Source organism: Klebsiella indica, from assembly GCF_005860775.1.
Taxonomy (GTDB): Bacteria; Pseudomonadota; Gammaproteobacteria; order Enterobacterales; family Enterobacteriaceae; genus Klebsiella; species Klebsiella indica.
In genome coordinates this window covers 64,003-79,269 of sequence record NZ_VCHQ01000031.1, presented here as the reverse complement: position 1 = coordinate 79,269, position 15,267 = coordinate 64,003, and the positions used below count along the sequence as shown (strand labels likewise).

General features: G+C 54.7%; 10 protein-coding genes. 2 read left to right on the top strand and 8 right to left on the bottom strand.

What is annotated here, in order from left to right:
* Positions 1-186: 186 nt before the first annotated feature.
* The 3 genes from ybtX to ybtP are packed head-to-tail and all read right to left on the bottom strand — an operon-like array spanning position 187 to position 4,961.
* Complete coding sequence (ybtX, locus tag FE839_RS21040) at positions 187-1,467, bottom strand: yersiniabactin-associated zinc MFS transporter YbtX (RefSeq protein ID WP_138362711.1); 1,281 nt, start codon at positions 1,465-1,467, stop codon at positions 187-189.
* Positions 1,460-3,262, bottom strand: a complete 1,803-nt coding sequence (gene ybtQ / locus FE839_RS21035; RefSeq protein WP_138362710.1) for a yersiniabactin ABC transporter ATP-binding/permease protein YbtQ — start codon at positions 3,260-3,262, stop codon at positions 1,460-1,462. The genes ybtX and ybtQ overlap by 8 nt, the downstream gene beginning before the upstream one ends.
* Positions 3,249-4,961, bottom strand: a complete 1,713-nt coding sequence (gene ybtP / locus FE839_RS21030) for a yersiniabactin ABC transporter ATP-binding/permease protein YbtP (RefSeq protein WP_171034943.1) — start codon at positions 4,959-4,961, stop codon at positions 3,249-3,251. Before ybtP ends, ybtQ begins: the two co-directional genes overlap by 14 nt.
* Positions 4,962-5,217: 256 nt before the next feature.
* On the opposite strand from ybtP, the gene ybtA reads away from it, so the two are divergent.
* Positions 5,218-6,177 carry a yersiniabactin transcriptional regulator YbtA gene (ybtA, locus tag FE839_RS21025; protein WP_138362708.1) on the top strand — a complete coding sequence of 320 codons (960 nt, stop codon included), beginning with the start codon at positions 5,218-5,220 and terminating at the stop codon, positions 6,175-6,177.
* Positions 6,178-6,355: 178 nt separating this feature from the next.
* A complete protein-coding gene (locus FE839_RS21020) occupies positions 6,356-8,377 on the top strand; it encodes a TonB-dependent receptor (RefSeq protein ID WP_138362707.1) in 2,022 nt (673 codons plus the stop codon).
* 208 nt (positions 8,378-8,585) lie between these two features.
* On the opposite strand, the gene FE839_RS21015 is transcribed toward FE839_RS21020, so the two are convergent.
* The 5 genes from FE839_RS21015 to FE839_RS20995 all read right to left on the bottom strand — a co-directional run bounded on the left by FE839_RS21015 (position 8,586) and on the right by FE839_RS20995 (position 15,211).
* On the bottom strand, positions 8,586-10,583 hold the full coding sequence (locus tag FE839_RS21015) for a TonB-dependent copper receptor (protein ID WP_395033867.1): 1,998 nt from the start codon (positions 10,581-10,583) through the stop codon (positions 8,586-8,588).
* Positions 10,584-10,722: 139 nt separating this feature from the next.
* Entirely contained in the window at positions 10,723-11,196 is a 474-nt protein-coding gene (locus FE839_RS21010; RefSeq protein ID WP_241675660.1) for a DUF2946 domain-containing protein, read from the bottom strand.
* 414 nt (positions 11,197-11,610) lie between these two features.
* Positions 11,611-12,774: a YncE family protein gene (locus tag FE839_RS21005; RefSeq protein ID WP_138362705.1), complete on the bottom strand. Its 1,164-nt coding sequence runs from the start codon at positions 12,772-12,774 to the stop codon at positions 11,611-11,613.
* Positions 12,775-12,832: 58 nt separating this feature from the next.
* Positions 12,833-13,033 (bottom strand): hypothetical protein, encoded by a 201-nt coding sequence (locus FE839_RS21000; protein WP_138362704.1) that lies wholly within the window; start codon positions 13,031-13,033, stop codon positions 12,833-12,835.
* 81 nt (positions 13,034-13,114) lie between these two features.
* Positions 13,115-15,211 carry a TonB-dependent receptor gene (locus FE839_RS20995; protein ID WP_138362703.1) on the bottom strand — a complete coding sequence of 699 codons (2,097 nt, stop codon included), beginning with the start codon at positions 15,209-15,211 and terminating at the stop codon, positions 13,115-13,117.
* Between the last annotated feature and the right edge of the window lie 56 nt (positions 15,212-15,267).

Here is a 15,267-nt window from a genome sequence, read left to right as displayed (position 1 = left end):
TGTTGATCAAGATCACAGTTTTATGGAACTAGCGTGACTTTTGCTCTCTATTTTATTGATGAAAATCACTTGATTTCCTGCGACATTGACAGATAACCGTACCTGGTCTTTTGTTTCTGCATATCAACAGCATTGATATGCGCAGATATCACACCTTCGTCGTCAAACAGGCGTGATATTCCCGGATCAATCCATTGCGCTTGTCATCAGTTCTTTTGCCGAATGCAGCCGGATATAAGCCACCCACGCCGCCAGCAACGTGAATGCCCCGGCAAACAGGAAGCAGGCCGCATAGCCAAAATGTTGAGCAACAACGCCGCCGATAACGCCAGCCAGAATGGCGATTGCCGCGTCAGTACATTGAAAGAGGGTGAAGTCGACACCGGCCTGCAAAGGCGATGAAAGCGACATCAGCGTGGCATAAAGACAGACCAGCGCGCAGGCCAGCGAAATGGACTGGACAATGACCAGACACTGGAGAACCGGCAGCAGCAGATGACCCGGCGCCATCATGAGCGTCATCACCACCGCCAGCAGCGCGATCCCCTGGACGCCATAAGCCGTCAACAGCGCTCTGCCGGGTGAGGTGTATTTCATCAGCAATCCGCCGGCCAGCGTTCCTGCTATGCCCGCTGCAATATTGCCGCCGCTGAACAGCGCGCCCAACGCGGACATGCTCAACCCATGATCCAACAACAGCGGCGCCAGAAGAGGCAGCACAAACCGCATGCCTGAATTCAGCATCAATACCAGCAGTAAGCCCAGGCGTGCCTGTTTCCTCCTTAGCGCATAACCTAACGCCGGAACATGCGGGATAGTCGCTGTTCGCGTCGGCTCCGTAATGCGCCACAGCGGGAATGACAGCGCCATAATCAACATCGCCATCATCAGCATGGCGACAGGCCAGCCGGATGCTGCCGACAGCATCAGGAACACCCCGCCGCCGCACATCATTCCCAGATAGCTACCGCCGACCTGCACGCTGTTTCCCCAGCCGTAACCCGCGCGGGTCAGTTGATCGACGCAAAAGCCGTCGCTGGCGATATCAATGGTGGAGGCGACCGTACCTGCCACCATAAACAGAACAAATAACGCGACGATTTGCGTATCGGGGAATCCCCCTTCTCGCCCAAACCAGCCAATCGCTGCGGCAATCATCAGTATCGCCGCTAACGCGACCTGACCACGCAGGATTAACATGCGGGAACGGCGTTCCTGGCTACCGGGCGGAAGCCGCCAGCGCTCGATCCACGGCGCCCAAATAAACTTCAGCGCCCAGGGCAGCATGAACAGGGTTGTCGCACCGGCAAGCGCCAGCGAGCCGCCAGCAGCGCGCACCAGCGCGGGTAAGGACTGCATAGACAGCGCCGATACCAGGCTCTGCGTCACATAGACGCCGGCAATAGCAAAAATCACCCGCCCGGTCGTCAACGTCAGCGGTTTCACATTCGACTGAACATCACTCATGCACCCACTCTCCAGACGCGGAAACCCCGTCGTCGCGCCACACGCGCGCGGCCATTTGCGCCTGCCACAGCGCCTGATAACGTCCATGATGAGAGAGCAATTGCGCATGGGTACCCTGCTCAACCACCTGTCCCTCTTCCATCACCAGAATGTTTCCGGCCCCGGCGATGGTGGATAAACGGTGGGCGATGATAATCACCGTCCGGTTGTGAACCAGGTTATCGATCGCTTTTTGCACCGCCAGCTCGCTTTCAATATCCAGCGCGGCGGTCGGTTCATCGAGAATGACGACCGGCGCGTTTTTCAATAACGCTCTGGCAATGGAAATCCGCTGGCGCTCGCCGCCCGATAGCTGGCCACCCATCTCTCCCATTGGCGTCAGCCAGCCTTGCGGAAGGCGGGAAATAAACTCAAGGCACTGCGCAGCGCGGGCGGCCTCTTCCACCTCCTGTCGCGTCGCCTGTGGGCGCGCGATACGGATATTCGCCAGCAGCGTGTCATCAAACAGCCAGACATCCTGGAAAACAACAGAAATCAGGCTATTGAGCTGTTCCGGCGTCAGGCGGCGAATATCGACGCCGCCAATAGAAATCTGCCCTTGCTGCGGATCGGCATAGCGCATTAACAGTTTGGTGACCGTGGTTTTGCCTGCGCCGGAGGCCCCCACCAGCGCGCTCATACTGGCTGCCGGGAACGTCAAAGAAACATGATTAAGCGCGTGGCCGTCGCCTTCTTCGTAGCGATAGCTGACGTTGTCAAAGCGGATATCATAACGTTCCGGCATCTCGCTTTGCGCTGCGACGGGAAGCGGCGCTACCGCCATAAACTGCTCAATCCGTTGCAGGGCGCTGGCGATCAGTTCCACAACCGAGGTGTAGCTGATAAACATCGCCATCGGTTCTGCGAAGCGCATAATCATCGCGACGGCGGCAATCAGAAAGGCGAGGTTCAGAGTGCCCGTCACCACCCAGACGATCCCGGATAACACCACCACCTGTAGGCCCAACTCCACGACGCTGGCGATCAGCATCGTCGCGCCAGCGCCCTGGCGGTGAGTGCGGGTCTGTAAGTTTTCCAGCGCATTGAAATGCGCCAGCAGCGCCCGGCTTTTATCGGCATCGCTGCCGCAGGTGCGCAATACCATCATCCCCTGAGCAAATTCAACGATATCGCCGCTCAGCCGCTGGTGCGCTTCCCCCAGCGTCTGCATTTGTCGCCGCATCGCCGGGCGGCGCCAGTAATAAAACGGCACCAGCAGAGGGAAGATCAGCAACATCACCAGCCCCAGCCGCCAGTCTATCCACAATGTCGCCAGCGACGCCGTCAGCGGCGTGACAATGGTGAGCAGCAAAATATTGGCTATCGCGATAACATAATTGAGGTTTTCATCCACGCTGCCCAGCAGCAAGGCGTTCATTTCGCCCGCCCTGCCACGCTGGAGCTTCTCCAGCGGCACGCGGCGTAACTGCTCGCCAAGTCGCAGGCGCAACTCATGGGTGGCCTGCGCCAGATGACCACGGTATTCAAAGCCCAGGCCATACCAGCGTAGCGCCAGCGTCACAATCGCGGCGACGCTGAAGGCCACAGCCCAGTTGAGAAGTTGCGGCGCGTCTCCCCGTAACAGCGCATCAATGATCGGATAAAGACAAGCAAAGGCGATCCCCTGCATGAATGCCGCCAGCAACAGCGCCAGCATACTGCGCCGCAGCATCCTGGCCTGGCTGCCAACGCTGGAGATAAGCTGGCGCCAGATGACGCGCCAGGCCAGGTTATCCGCAGGATTATTGTCTTTCATTTTCCACCACCTCTTCCTGTGTTCCACCCGGCACCCAATGCTGCGCCTGCTGATAGTGTTGCCAGAGCCGTTGATACAGGCCGCCCTGCGCCAACAGTTGCGTATGGTTCCCCATTTCCCTGAGCTGTCCGTCGGAAAACAGCAATATCACATCGGCCTGAGTCACCATTGAAAGACGATGCGCGACCATGATGACCGTCCGGCCGCGCATGGCCGCCGCGAGCGCCTTGATAAGCGCCGCTTCGTTTTCCGGGTCAGCAAACGCCGTCGCCTCATCGAGCACCAGGATGGGGCGATCCTGCAAAAGTGCCCGGGCGATAGTGATGCGCTGCCGCTGGCCGCCGGAGAGAAATACCCCGCGTTCCCCGACTCGCGTGTTGTAACCTTCTGGCAGCGCGCTAATAAAATCATGGGCCTGCGCCACTCTGGCCGCCGCTATTACCGCCTCCAGCGGCGTATCCGGCGCGCCCAGACGAATGTTATTGGCTATCGTGTCGGCAAAAAGGAAGTTGTCCTGAAACACAAATGAGAGTTGCTTCATCAGGGTGTCCGTCTGCATATCGCGCAGATCCACGCCGCCAATACGGATATGGCCTTTGTCCGGGTCGGCGTAACGCAGCAGCAAGCGCGCTACGGTGCTTTTTCCGGCGCCGCTTGGCCCGACCAGCGCCACAATTTGCCCGGCAGGCACATGAAAGCTCACCTCCTGCAACGCGGCGCCAGTACGCGCTTGCGGATAATGAAAGCTCACCTGCTCAAAGGTAATGCTCGCCTCTTTCGGCTGCTGGTCAGACAGCGGCAGCGATAACGCCGGCATCGCGAGAACCTGATAAATACGTTGAATGCTTAAACGCGTTTGCGCGACCAGGTTATTGAGCATCATCATTGGCATTACGGCTTCGGCCATTCCGCTGCCCAGCAGTAAAACGGCCACCCACGCGATAAAATCGAGACTGCCATAGTGCAACAGGCCGTATCCCGACCAGATCAGGACAAACAGGGTCGGGAGAGGATTCAGAATCGAGAAGGAAAAACGCGCTGAAAAACCGGCTTTGCGATACCAGGTTTTGAGCACATCGACCCACTCTTCAAGGGCGCGTTGATAGCGCAAAAAACTGGTGCTGCCGCTATCAAACGTTCTCACCACGGGCATGGCCTGCACGAACTCAATAACCGCCGCACTGACCTGCTCGCGCGCCTTATGATAACGCTGAGCCATATCTTCCGAACGCTGGCGGGCGAGCACGAGAACAACCGATCCAAACGCCAGTACCCCCAGCGTCGCGATTGCCAGCCGCCAGTCCAGCCAGAACAAGATAACGATTGTCGCCAGCGGCATGATGATCGCGCGGGCATAGAGCGGCGTGCTGTCGGCCACAAAGATATGTAACGACTTCACGTCATCCAGCATCACTTTCGCCACTGACCCGCTACCCATTTGCTGTAACACACCAGGCGGAAGCTGCAATGCTTTACGGGCTAACCTGCTGCGCAGAATGTTCTCCAGATGAAAAGCCGCGTAATGAGAGGTATTGAACGCCTGCAAGCGCAGAACAAAAGTTAAGACCACGCAGCCGATCACGCCGCCCAGCGGCCAGGCCGGAATAGCGTCAGGCGTCGCGCGAATGTCACGCAGGCTCCACGCCAGAAAAAGGAGCGCCCCCAGGCTGGTTAATGCCGCCAGCCCCGCCAGCGCCATCGCTAAAATAACCTTCCTGCGAACCGGTGTAATCACCTGCCAGAGAGGAAATCGGGACAGCGATTCAGTATTGGATGATTGAGATGACATGGGAGTAACTGAATTTCCTGATGAATTTTTACGGACGCCAAAAACGACAATTCAGGGTGGCGTTCTGAGAATTAATGTGAATAATAACCATTATCAATAACTCATCTACCCCATTCGGTTCTATTTATACCCGCATTGGTCTAAGCCACAGGGAGATAACCAGGTCATGACGGAGTCACCGCAAACGCAATCTGAAATCTCTGTTCACCAGTTGGTGGTCGGGAAACCTGCAAACGATGGCAATATTCCTGCTCAGTGTGAACTGCTGCGCTGTTCGTTGCAGGAAGGTATGGATATTTTGCTCTGGAGGGGCCATTTTGCGCAGCCTGAGACGTTGCAGCTACACGACGATCTGGGCAGGATTAACTTCTCGTGCATCCTGGAAGGCACATCGCGCTTTGCGATTCAGGGACTCAGGCGCCATACCGACTGGGAGCTTGCGCGCAATCGCCATTACATTACCCATACGCCAGACTGCCGCGGCAGCGCCTCCTATTGTGACCGATTCGAGAGCATTACCCTCTCCTTTAGCCCTGAAACCCTCGCGCTGTGGGTGCCGGATATGAGTCCGGTTATTAAAAATAAGATCGACTCCCGCTGCTGTTGCCAGCAGCAGCGTTGTAATGCTGAAACCCACTTAACGGCTCAGGCCTTGCGTCACGCGCTGATGCGCATGCACGGCGGCTTCAGCCATGAACAAAAGCCATCGACGCTATGGTTGCAGGGGCAAAGTCTGGTCATGCTCAGTCTGGTGCTGGATGAACATCGTGAAGACGCCGGTTGCCTCTCCTGCCACGTCAACCCGATGGAACGCCAGAAACTGCTGCGGGCGAAGGATCTGCTGCTGGCCGATCTGACACAAGCGCCGGGCGTCGCGGAGCTGGCCAGAGAGTCCGGTCTGAGCGTTCTCAAAATTAAGCGAGGCTTCCACGTTCTGTTCAACAACAGCGTCTATGGCCTGTTTCAGGCTGAACGCATGCAGGAAGCCAGAAGACGCCTGGCCAACGGCAATACCACCGTCATGACGGTGGCGGCCGATCTGGGCTATGCCAACGCCAGCCATTTCTCTGCCGCTTTTCAGAAACAGTTTGGCGTAACCCCTTCGGCCTTTAAACGCATGATCTAACAAGGTCATGCCTCATATGATTTCCACATCCGGGCAACTGTCGTTATTCCCGCCCCTGACCCGAAACGGGCATAAATAATCCCGTTTCGGGTAGCCGCTCAATTAGAAATAGTTATCATTTTCAATTCACCATTATCGCTATTTTTGGCGTTTCGCCGTTTTACAGGGACTCACAGCAATGAAAATGACACGGCTTTCACCTCTGGTGCTGGGGGGATTATTGCTCCCCGCCATGGCTAATGCCCAGACTTCACAGCAAGACGAAAGCACGCTGGTGGTCACCGCCAGTAAACAATCTTCCCGCTCGGCATCCGCCAACAATGTCTCCTCTACCGTGGTCAGCGCGCCGGAATTAAGCGATGCAGGCGTCACTGCCAGCGGCAAACTCCCCAAAGTCCTGCCTGGTCTGAATATTGAAAATAGCGGTAACATGCTTTTTTCGGCCATCTCGCTACGCGGCGTCTCTTCGGCGCAGGAGTTCTATAACCCGGCGGTCACCCTGTATGTCGATGGCGTTCCCCAGCTTGCCACCAACACTCTCCAGACGCTTGCCGATGTGCAACGCGTGGAGCTACTGCGCGGCCCGCAGGGAACCTTATATGGCAAAAGCGCACAGGGCGGGATCATCAATATCGTCACCCGGCAGCCGGACAGCACGCCGCGCGGCTATATTGAAGGCGGCGTCAGCAGCCGGGATAGCTATCGGGGTAAGTTCAATCTCAGCGGCCCCCTTCAGGATGGCCTGCTGTACGGCGGCGTCACCCTGTTACGCCAGGTTGATGACGGCGACATGATTAACCCCGCGACGGGAAGCGATGATTTAGGCGGCACCCGCGCCAGCGCAGGAAATGTGAAACTGCGTCTCGCCCCGGACGATCGGCCCTGGGAAATGGGCTTTTCCGCCTCACGCGAATGTACTCGCGCCACCCAGGATGCTTATGTGGCATGGAGTGATATTAAAAGTCGTAAATTATTGATCAGCGATGGTTCACCGGATCCGTATATGCGGCGCTGCACTGACAGCCAGACCCTGAGTGGCAAATACACTACCGATGACTGGGTTTTCAACCTGATCGGCGCCTGGCAGCAGCAGCACTATTCGCGCACCTTCCCTTCCGGTTCGCTAATTGTTCATATTCCTCAGCGCTGGAATCAGGATGTGCAGGAGTTACGCGCCGCAACCCTGGGCGATGCGCGTACCGTTGATATGGTATTTGGGCTGTACCGGCAGAACACCCGCGAGAAGTTAAATTCCGCCTATGATATGCCGACAGGACCTTATTTAAGCAGTACCGGTTATACCACCGCTGAAACGCTGGCCGCATACAGTGACCTGACCTGGCATGTAACCGATCGTTTTGATATCGGCGGCGGCGCGCGCTTCTCACACGATAAGGCCAGTACGCAATACCACGGCAACATGGCCGGTAGCCCGTTTGGCGATAGCGGAAAAAGCGACGACGATCGGCTACTCGGGCAGCTATCCGCCGGCTATATGCTGACCGACGACTGGCGGGTCTATACCCGCGTCGCCCAGGGATATAAACCTTCCGGATACAATATTGTGCCGACGCCAGGCCTTGCCGCCAGACCTTTTGTCGCGGAAAAGTCCATCAACTATGAGCTTGGCACCCGCTACGAAACCGCGGATGTCACGCTACAGGCCGCGACGTTTTATACCCGTACCAAAGACATGCAGCTCTACTCTGGCCCGGTCGGGATGCAGACATTAAGCAATGCGGGTAAAGCCGACGCCACCGGCGTGGAGCTGGAAGTGAAATGGCGGTTTGCGCCAGGCTGGTCATGGGATATTAATGGCAACGCGATCCGTTCCGAGTTCACCAATGACAGTGAGTTGTATCGCGGCAAGCGGGTGCCGTTTGTCCCCCGTTATGGTGCGGGAAGCCGTGTGAGCGGCTTAATTGATACCCGCTATGGCGCACTGCTGCCGCGACTGGCAATCAATCTCGTCGGGCCGCATTATTTCGATGGCGCCAACCAGTTGCGGCAAGGCACTTACGCAACACTGGACGGTAGCCTCGGCTGGCAGGCGACTGAGCGGATGAATATTTCCGTCTATGTCGATAATCTGTTCGATCGTCGTTACCGTACCTATGGCTACATGAACGGCAGCAGCGCGGTCGCGCAGGTCAATATGGGCCGTACCGTGGGGATTAATACGCGAATTGATCTTTTCTGAGGACGCAGAACCGGCGGTTCTGGCGAACATGGCGATTTTTCGTTTTCGCCCATTTGATTCCGTGGCCTGTTCCGTTCGCTGTAAGTACGAGGATATTCTTCATATTCATTGCATGTGAACGTCCTGGGAGGCGTTTTGCTCGCCCCCCAGGACGCCGGAATTCCCCTGAGAAGTCTTACATCAGAGGCGCAACCAAACCGGGAAAGCCTTAGAATGTCACGTTAATTTTGCCCCAGAATGTTCTGCCCGGCTCATTAACGGAAGTATTTGCGGAATAACCAAAACTACTGTTACCCGCCAGGTTCAGATGTTCACTGTAGGTCTTATCAAACAGGTTATCGACACCGGCGCTGACCTTAACGTATTTATTCACACGATAGGCGGCGTTAGCGGAAAAGACGGCAAAACCGGGACTGCTGTCAAAATCCTTTCCAACGACGTTCCCTTCATTGATCGCAACGCGATGCTGACTGCTGACCAGCCTTAACAGACCGGTACTACTCCAGTCGCCTTTCTCCCATGTCAGGCCAAAGCGTGCTTCCAGTGGCGGAATTTGCGGCAGCGGTTGATGATCATCGGTATTTTGCGCCCATGAATAAGCGAGGCTGGCATCGGTTTTCCATGTATCGGTAAGCTGATAACTGAAACCCGCCTCGCCCCCCATGATAGTGGCGTTGACATTATCAACCTGACTGACTCGCGCGTTATTGCGATCGTAACGGAAGAGAATGAAATCGTTAACCCGTCCGACATAGGCGGAAATCCAGCTATTAACACGCTGACCTTTGTATTGTGCGCCAATATCAATCTGCGTTGTTTTTTCTGTTTTCACCTTGTCAAAAACGTCGGTGGAGCCATCCGGCCCATAGGTTGGCGAGAATAGCTCCCAGTAATCGGGAAAACGTTCGGTATATCCAAGACCGGCGTAAAACATAATGGGTAAGTCTGCAAGATTATGCTCCAGGCGAACAAATCCTGCGGGCAGAGTATCTGTACGCTCAGATGCGCCCTCATCGGTAAAGTTGTCGACAATCACCCTGTCCAGGCGAGCACCGCTGACTACTTTGCTTTGTGCGGTCGCGTTCCAGGTCAGTTCACCGAACACACCGTAATCATGAAAACGCGCATCTTTGGACCAGACCTCATCAGATTTACGACGATGGGTATTAAATTGAGAATCTGCGCCGCTCCGCAGCTCAAAATCAGACCATAGCCAAGTTCCCATCATGCGGCCACCCACGGTACGTCGATCCAGCTCCATCGCCATCGGCATGCTCATTGACGCGCCGGAATTCATTGAAGAGCCCATGGAGTTCGCCATGCCGCCCATGCCCCCGGACATACTGTTGCCTGGCGAACGCAGGGAGTAATTATCCATAACATGATCGGCATAGTTATAGTAAACATTGGCTTCGAACTTATCAAAAACGTCACCAATGTTGGATTTTTCAAAACGCATCCCAAGACTTTCTCTTTTGAACCGGGAACCGTCCATACTGCGTCCAGCATAGCGAGCTTCTCCGTCGCCTTTTCCTGCCGTCAGCTCCAGCAAGGTATCTTTGTCAGGCGTCCAGCCGAGCGCTATATCAGCATTCCATTTATCCCATTTTGACGGAACACGATCGCCATTACCGTCCTTGTAGTCGTTTGAACGGGACTTATTCCCCATAAGCCTCAGGTACCCCTCCTCGCTGCCAACGCTGATATCCGCATTTTCATCCCAGCGATTATTCGAGCCGGTAAGCAAACTGGCCGTTCCCTGAATACCCGGTTTATCAAAACGGGGCGGCTCCCGGTCAAAGCGAATCGTTCCCGCTGAGTTACCCGGCCCCCAAAGCACCGTTTCCGGCCCTTTAATCAGTGTCAGAAGATCAAAACTTTCCGGAGAAATATATGAACTGGGCGCATCCATTCTGGCCGGACATGCCCCCAACATTTCGCCATTATTCGTCAGGATACGCAGACGAGAGCCAAACATACCGCGAAATACGGGATCGCCATTGGTGCCGCCATTACGAATCTGGGAAAAACCGGGAATGGTTTTCAGATAATCGGAACCATCGCTCGCCGGTACTGGCTGACGCGGGGTTTTGGGAGAGGTGACGATTTCAAGAGGTGAGGAAACGGGGGCGGTCACAACCATGACAGCATCATCCTGCACCGTCGAGTGATTGTGTTGTTCATCGGCAGATGCACTGCTTGTCATAAATGTCAGCAGTACCAGTGAAGCGAGCGTCGTGTGCGCAAAATTATATGATTTCATTTTTTGCCTTACTGTTTTTCGGGCGTAACTCATCCTGCCAGCGCTGAAACGGGCAGACAGAGACGCAAATTTTTGTGATTTATTACATCGCAGACAGAAAAACAGAAGGCGGCGCACGCGCGCATTGTGGCGCCCAGGCGCGGAAGACCGGCGTAAAAACGATTTGTAAAACCGGAGCCCGGCGTGGGCAAAACAACATCAGCCAGAGCAGTACGGTCAGTAAAAACGCGACAAAAGGCAAATGAATCAGGAGCAGACAATATCCACAGGCAATCTCTTCCATCGGAGACATCACCTGACCCGAACTCATGAGATGATCCATTGCGGCGCTTTTATCGCAGGTCGCTGACGGGACCACGCCGTGATGCATTTCTGGCATATTCATTGCCATGCCGCGCTCTACCTCAGGCACGCCGCGCATCCCGGCAACGAGCGTTTGCTGACAGACATTACGGTGTACTAACGCTTTGGAAATCACAGGCGCAACAAACAACATGGCTACTGAAAACAGAGCCAACCACGCTGCAATGGAGAGAAAATGAGTGCGCCCGAGCAAAATGTTACCGGATAATGATTTCGTTAATGCAAGTGTATCTCATTTAGTTTTCAGATGTTACAAAAAAAGCAGGCCAGGCGGCACCATGAAAAACCATGCGCCTGGCGGGGGCTCTCGTACCGAACTATAGAATGACACCATAACGATGTGATAATTATATACTCGTCATACTTCAAGTTGCATGTGTGTTGGCTGTGCTCGCTCACCCCAGTCACATAGCTATCTATGTTCCTGGGGATTTGCTCTCTTGCCGCCTTCCTGCAACTCGAATTATTTAGAGTATAGATATTTATAATATCACATTAACTTACCGTTATTTTTACCGTCACTGGCATTGACTGCCCTGCTTAAATCCATGATATGAAGTCAGCGCAACGTCATATTGTAGTGATAGGCAGATAGCAGTCTGTAAAGTTATTCTACCGTCTTTTTAATCAAACGAAGGCGAGCAACACATTCTGGTTGCTTATCCCGAATTAACGTTTCGTCATTCTTCACGGTGAGAAATAGATATTTTTTCTCCGTGTCGAACGCCAGACTATTAGGATGAGGGGGAATTTGTAGTGTCTGCACTCTCGTATAATTGCGAGTATTAAAGACAGTAAGCGTTCCTTCCCCCTTATCGACGCGTATCCCTCGCCGGTTCGCAACATAAAGTCGTTCTTGCTCATCATCCCATACCAGACCGATAGGTATTTCATCCGTCGCCATCCGGGCGATAATTTCAGCCGTATCCGCATTGAGCACAAAAACTTCATGCCCCTGACTGCGCGAAATGTAGTCCCGTTCAAGATGGTTGTTCCGCCAGTCTCGGCGATCGATTCCCTGATCCACACCAAACAGTCTGTTCTGACGGCGGTCATAAATCATATTCAGTAACTGATCGGCCGCCACCTCATGGCAATGAACGATGCTCAGCGTGTCCGGATCGACAACGAAAAGCTGTCCCTGCATATTCGACACAAACACTCTCCTCCCCTGGCGATCCAGCGTGATGCCTACGACGTTATAGCGAAAGCCCGGCAGCACTTTTTCCAGCCTGCGCTCGCGGGTATCGATAACAAATAAAACGCTGTCGATCCCGAGCCCCAGTCCCGGCAAAAACAGCCGCTCCGTGACCGGATCAAACACCAGTTCGCGAAGCTTCCAGGGATAGCCCTCACTGACGCCAAAGCGCGCCAGTTCGCGCATCAAAAACGCCAGCCGCGCGCCGGAAATGCCCTCCTGCTGGTAACGTTGCTCAAAAACGACCTCTTCCATCAGCGGGATGGTGGCGATAAGCCGGTTCTTGCAGATATCCACCACCGCCACCGAGCCATTAAAACCCTGCGTGAGATAAAGCAAGCCGCGCTTATCGTCCAGCGCCACGCCGAATCCTTTTACCGGCAATGCGATCTCCGCTTCCACGCTGAGCGTCTGCGGATTAATGCGCAGCACCCGCGACTGCGTTTCATCTTCCCAGTCCGGCGCGCTGACAAACAACGCCTGTTGCGCGTCGCTGAAGACCAGCTCAACCACCGTCGTCGCAGGATAGATACGTTGAATATCGCTAAGCTGAATGTGGTCCATTGGGTTCATAAATGTTGTAGTCCTTCCTGTTGGGCGATGTCCATCTTCTCGCGCAGGGATGCCATCGTTACGTCCGGGCCGCCCACCGAGTCGGCCATAAGAGCGCATTCACTAAACGCCCGGTATCGACGCGGCTATCGAGCGTCCAGGCAAAGCAATGCTGGCTTTCACCATGCTGCTGCTGTTGATGCTCAAACCAGATCTGTTCTTCAGCCTCGCTGGCCTTTTCAGTACGCTGCGTGCCGGACTGATAAAAAATCGTACTCATGAGCCCCTCTCAGGCGAACTGCCCACCTCGCCAGATCGTGTTGATATTTGGGGGAGCCGAACCTCCCCCACGCTTTTCGCCTCAGAAATCCAGTTGCACGGCAACGCCGACAAGACGTGGGCGCTGCAACACCGCCGTCGAAACATCGTTGTCGATCACCATAATTCGCTTGTCAGAATCAAACAGGTTTTGCGCAAAGACGCTGACGCGGCCATGGGTGAAGGTATAAGCCACCTGCATATTCGCTATCCATGACGAGGGAATTTCGCCCCGGGTATCGTTGTCATACTGGGAATAATAGGTATCGGTAAAGCGAACGTCTCCGCTCAATTCCAGTCCGGGCATCAGCATATATTTCGCGCCGAGGTTTGCCGTTAATGACGGTGCTCGCGGTAATTCATGTCCGTCTATTCCGCTGCTGGAGAATTTTTTAATCCTGGTTTTTAAAACCCCAACGGAACTGTTCAGTTCAAAATCCAGCGTTGGTTTCCAGATAGCGCCCAGTTCCGCGCCGTACGTTTCGACTTTATCCGCATTTCTGATCACCATCGAACTGCTGTTGGAATTAAGATAATACGGTAACTGCATATCTTTATAATCGTTGTAAAACAGGTTGCTGGTTAATTCCAGATTCCAGTCACTGATCCCGTGACGGCTGTATAATTCATAGCTCCAGACATATTCAGGATCGTAGGTATAGTTAATTAACGGCGCGACAAAGGTCATTCCCGCCCCGCCGGCGTTATATCCTCGCGACACCTTCATGCCTAACGTCTGTTGCGGTAACGGTTTCCAGGCAATATCAAGTTTCGGCAGGAACACGTCCCAGGTTTCATCAAAATCCACCTTCCGGGTCGCACCGCCTTTGCGCTGACGATGCTCGCGCTCGACGCGGCTTGCGGCGGTGATATCCACCTCTGAGGTCACGGCCCAGGTCAGTTCACCAAACGCCGAGTAGGTTTCCGTTTTATCCTTGAACTTGCTGCCGCCAAACAGGTTCACAAACTCATCCTGCGAGGCGTGGAAATAACGCGCACCCACCAGTCCGCGCAGGGTATCGCCTTTGACGCCAAAGCGGGCCAGCGGCTCGGTCTGAAACTCTTTCCCGTCAATATTGGCCCACGGCAGGCTTTCTACGGTGCGGCGGTGGTTGTCAAAATCGGTGTAGATCAGCTTGTTCTCCAGGCTGAGGCTTTCCGAGGCTTCCCAGGCCAGATCCCAGATACCGCTGGTCGAGGTGGTCTCAAACACCGGACGCCGCGGGTCGAAACGAGCGCTGACATGATTTTTCGGACTCAGCGTCTCATTCTGCGGCGCCCGACTGTCAAAGTGGTTAACGGTCAGTTTAGTGGTGAGTTCGCGAAGCCCGGCCGGGTTGAATAATAACTTGCCGCGCAGATTGGTGGCTTCAATTTCCCGCGGATCGCCCACCGGATCGTAGGAGATTAAATTGACGAAGCTGTCGCGCCGCTGCCTATCGGCGCTGAGACGAAACGCCAGTTGATCTTCAATAATCGGCCCGGATAACATCGCGGAAGCCACGGTAGAGCTTTGATTCCCGCCGCCCGCCTTCACTGAGGATTCCCAGTCGAAGGTCGGATCTTTACTGGTCATCACCACGGCGCCTGCAATCGCGTTGCGCCCCTGGATATAGCTTTGCGGTCCGCGCCAGACCTCAACCCGCTCCATATCCCACAAGGATTGCGGCCCAAACGCCAGCTCGTTGTAGGTCAGGGAACGCCCGTCCAGCGAAAGATTCAACCGCGGCCGGGTGCCATTCAGGAAAGCATTCGCCCCGTTTGCCGGGCCTGAGCCGTCGATACCGCGAATCGTCGGCAGATCGTTGCCGATACCGGTATCGACAACGTTGGCGGTCATTTTTAAGAGATCCGAGACCTGGGACGCGCCCGGCATCGCATTAATACGTGCGTCATCAAATACCTCGACGCTGCCGCTGGTATCGTAGAGCGTCCGGGTCACTTTCTCTCCGGTGACCACAATCGTATCCGTTTGAGAATTATCGTCACGCCGAGATACTTCTTCTGCGGCCATGACGTCTCCGGCGGCAAATACATATAAGCCAAATATTGCGTAAGGAACAGGGTATTTCTGCGCCGTACTACGGCGTCGGTATTTTAAAAATATCTGTTGTGCTTTATCACTCTCTGGTTCGCTCATTGTTTTCTCCTTTCCCAAAAGGCGCACTAAATTTGCTTATTGTTAGATTGAGCGAC

Bases quoted from the DNA above. Each gene is read 5' to 3' on its own strand.
- FE839_RS21015 (WP_395033867.1), bottom strand. From the start codon at position 10,583: ATGACAAGCAGTGCATCTGCCGATGAACAACACAATCACTCGACGGTG.
- ybtX (WP_138362711.1), bottom strand. From the start codon at position 1,467: ATGAGTGATGTTCAGTCGAATGTGAAACCGCTGACGTTGACGACCGGG.
- FE839_RS21020 (WP_138362707.1), top strand. From the start codon at position 6,356: ATGAAAATGACACGGCTTTCACCTCTGGTGCTGGGGGGATTATTGCTC.
- ybtQ (WP_138362710.1), bottom strand. From the start codon at position 3,262: ATGAAAGACAATAATCCTGCGGATAACCTGGCCTGGCGCGTCATCTGG.
- ybtA (WP_138362708.1), top strand. From the start codon at position 5,218: ATGACGGAGTCACCGCAAACGCAATCTGAAATCTCTGTTCACCAGTTG.
- FE839_RS20995 (WP_138362703.1), bottom strand. From the start codon at position 15,211: ATGAGCGAACCAGAGAGTGATAAAGCACAACAGATATTTTTAAAATAC.
- FE839_RS21005 (WP_138362705.1), bottom strand. From the start codon at position 12,774: ATGAACCCAATGGACCACATTCAGCTTAGCGATATTCAACGTATCTAT.
- FE839_RS21000 (WP_138362704.1), bottom strand. From the start codon at position 13,033: ATGAGTACGATTTTTTATCAGTCCGGCACGCAGCGTACTGAAAAGGCC.
- ybtP (WP_171034943.1), bottom strand. From the start codon at position 4,961: ATGGCGCTGGCGGGGCTGGCGGCATTAACCAGCCTGGGGGCGCTCCTT.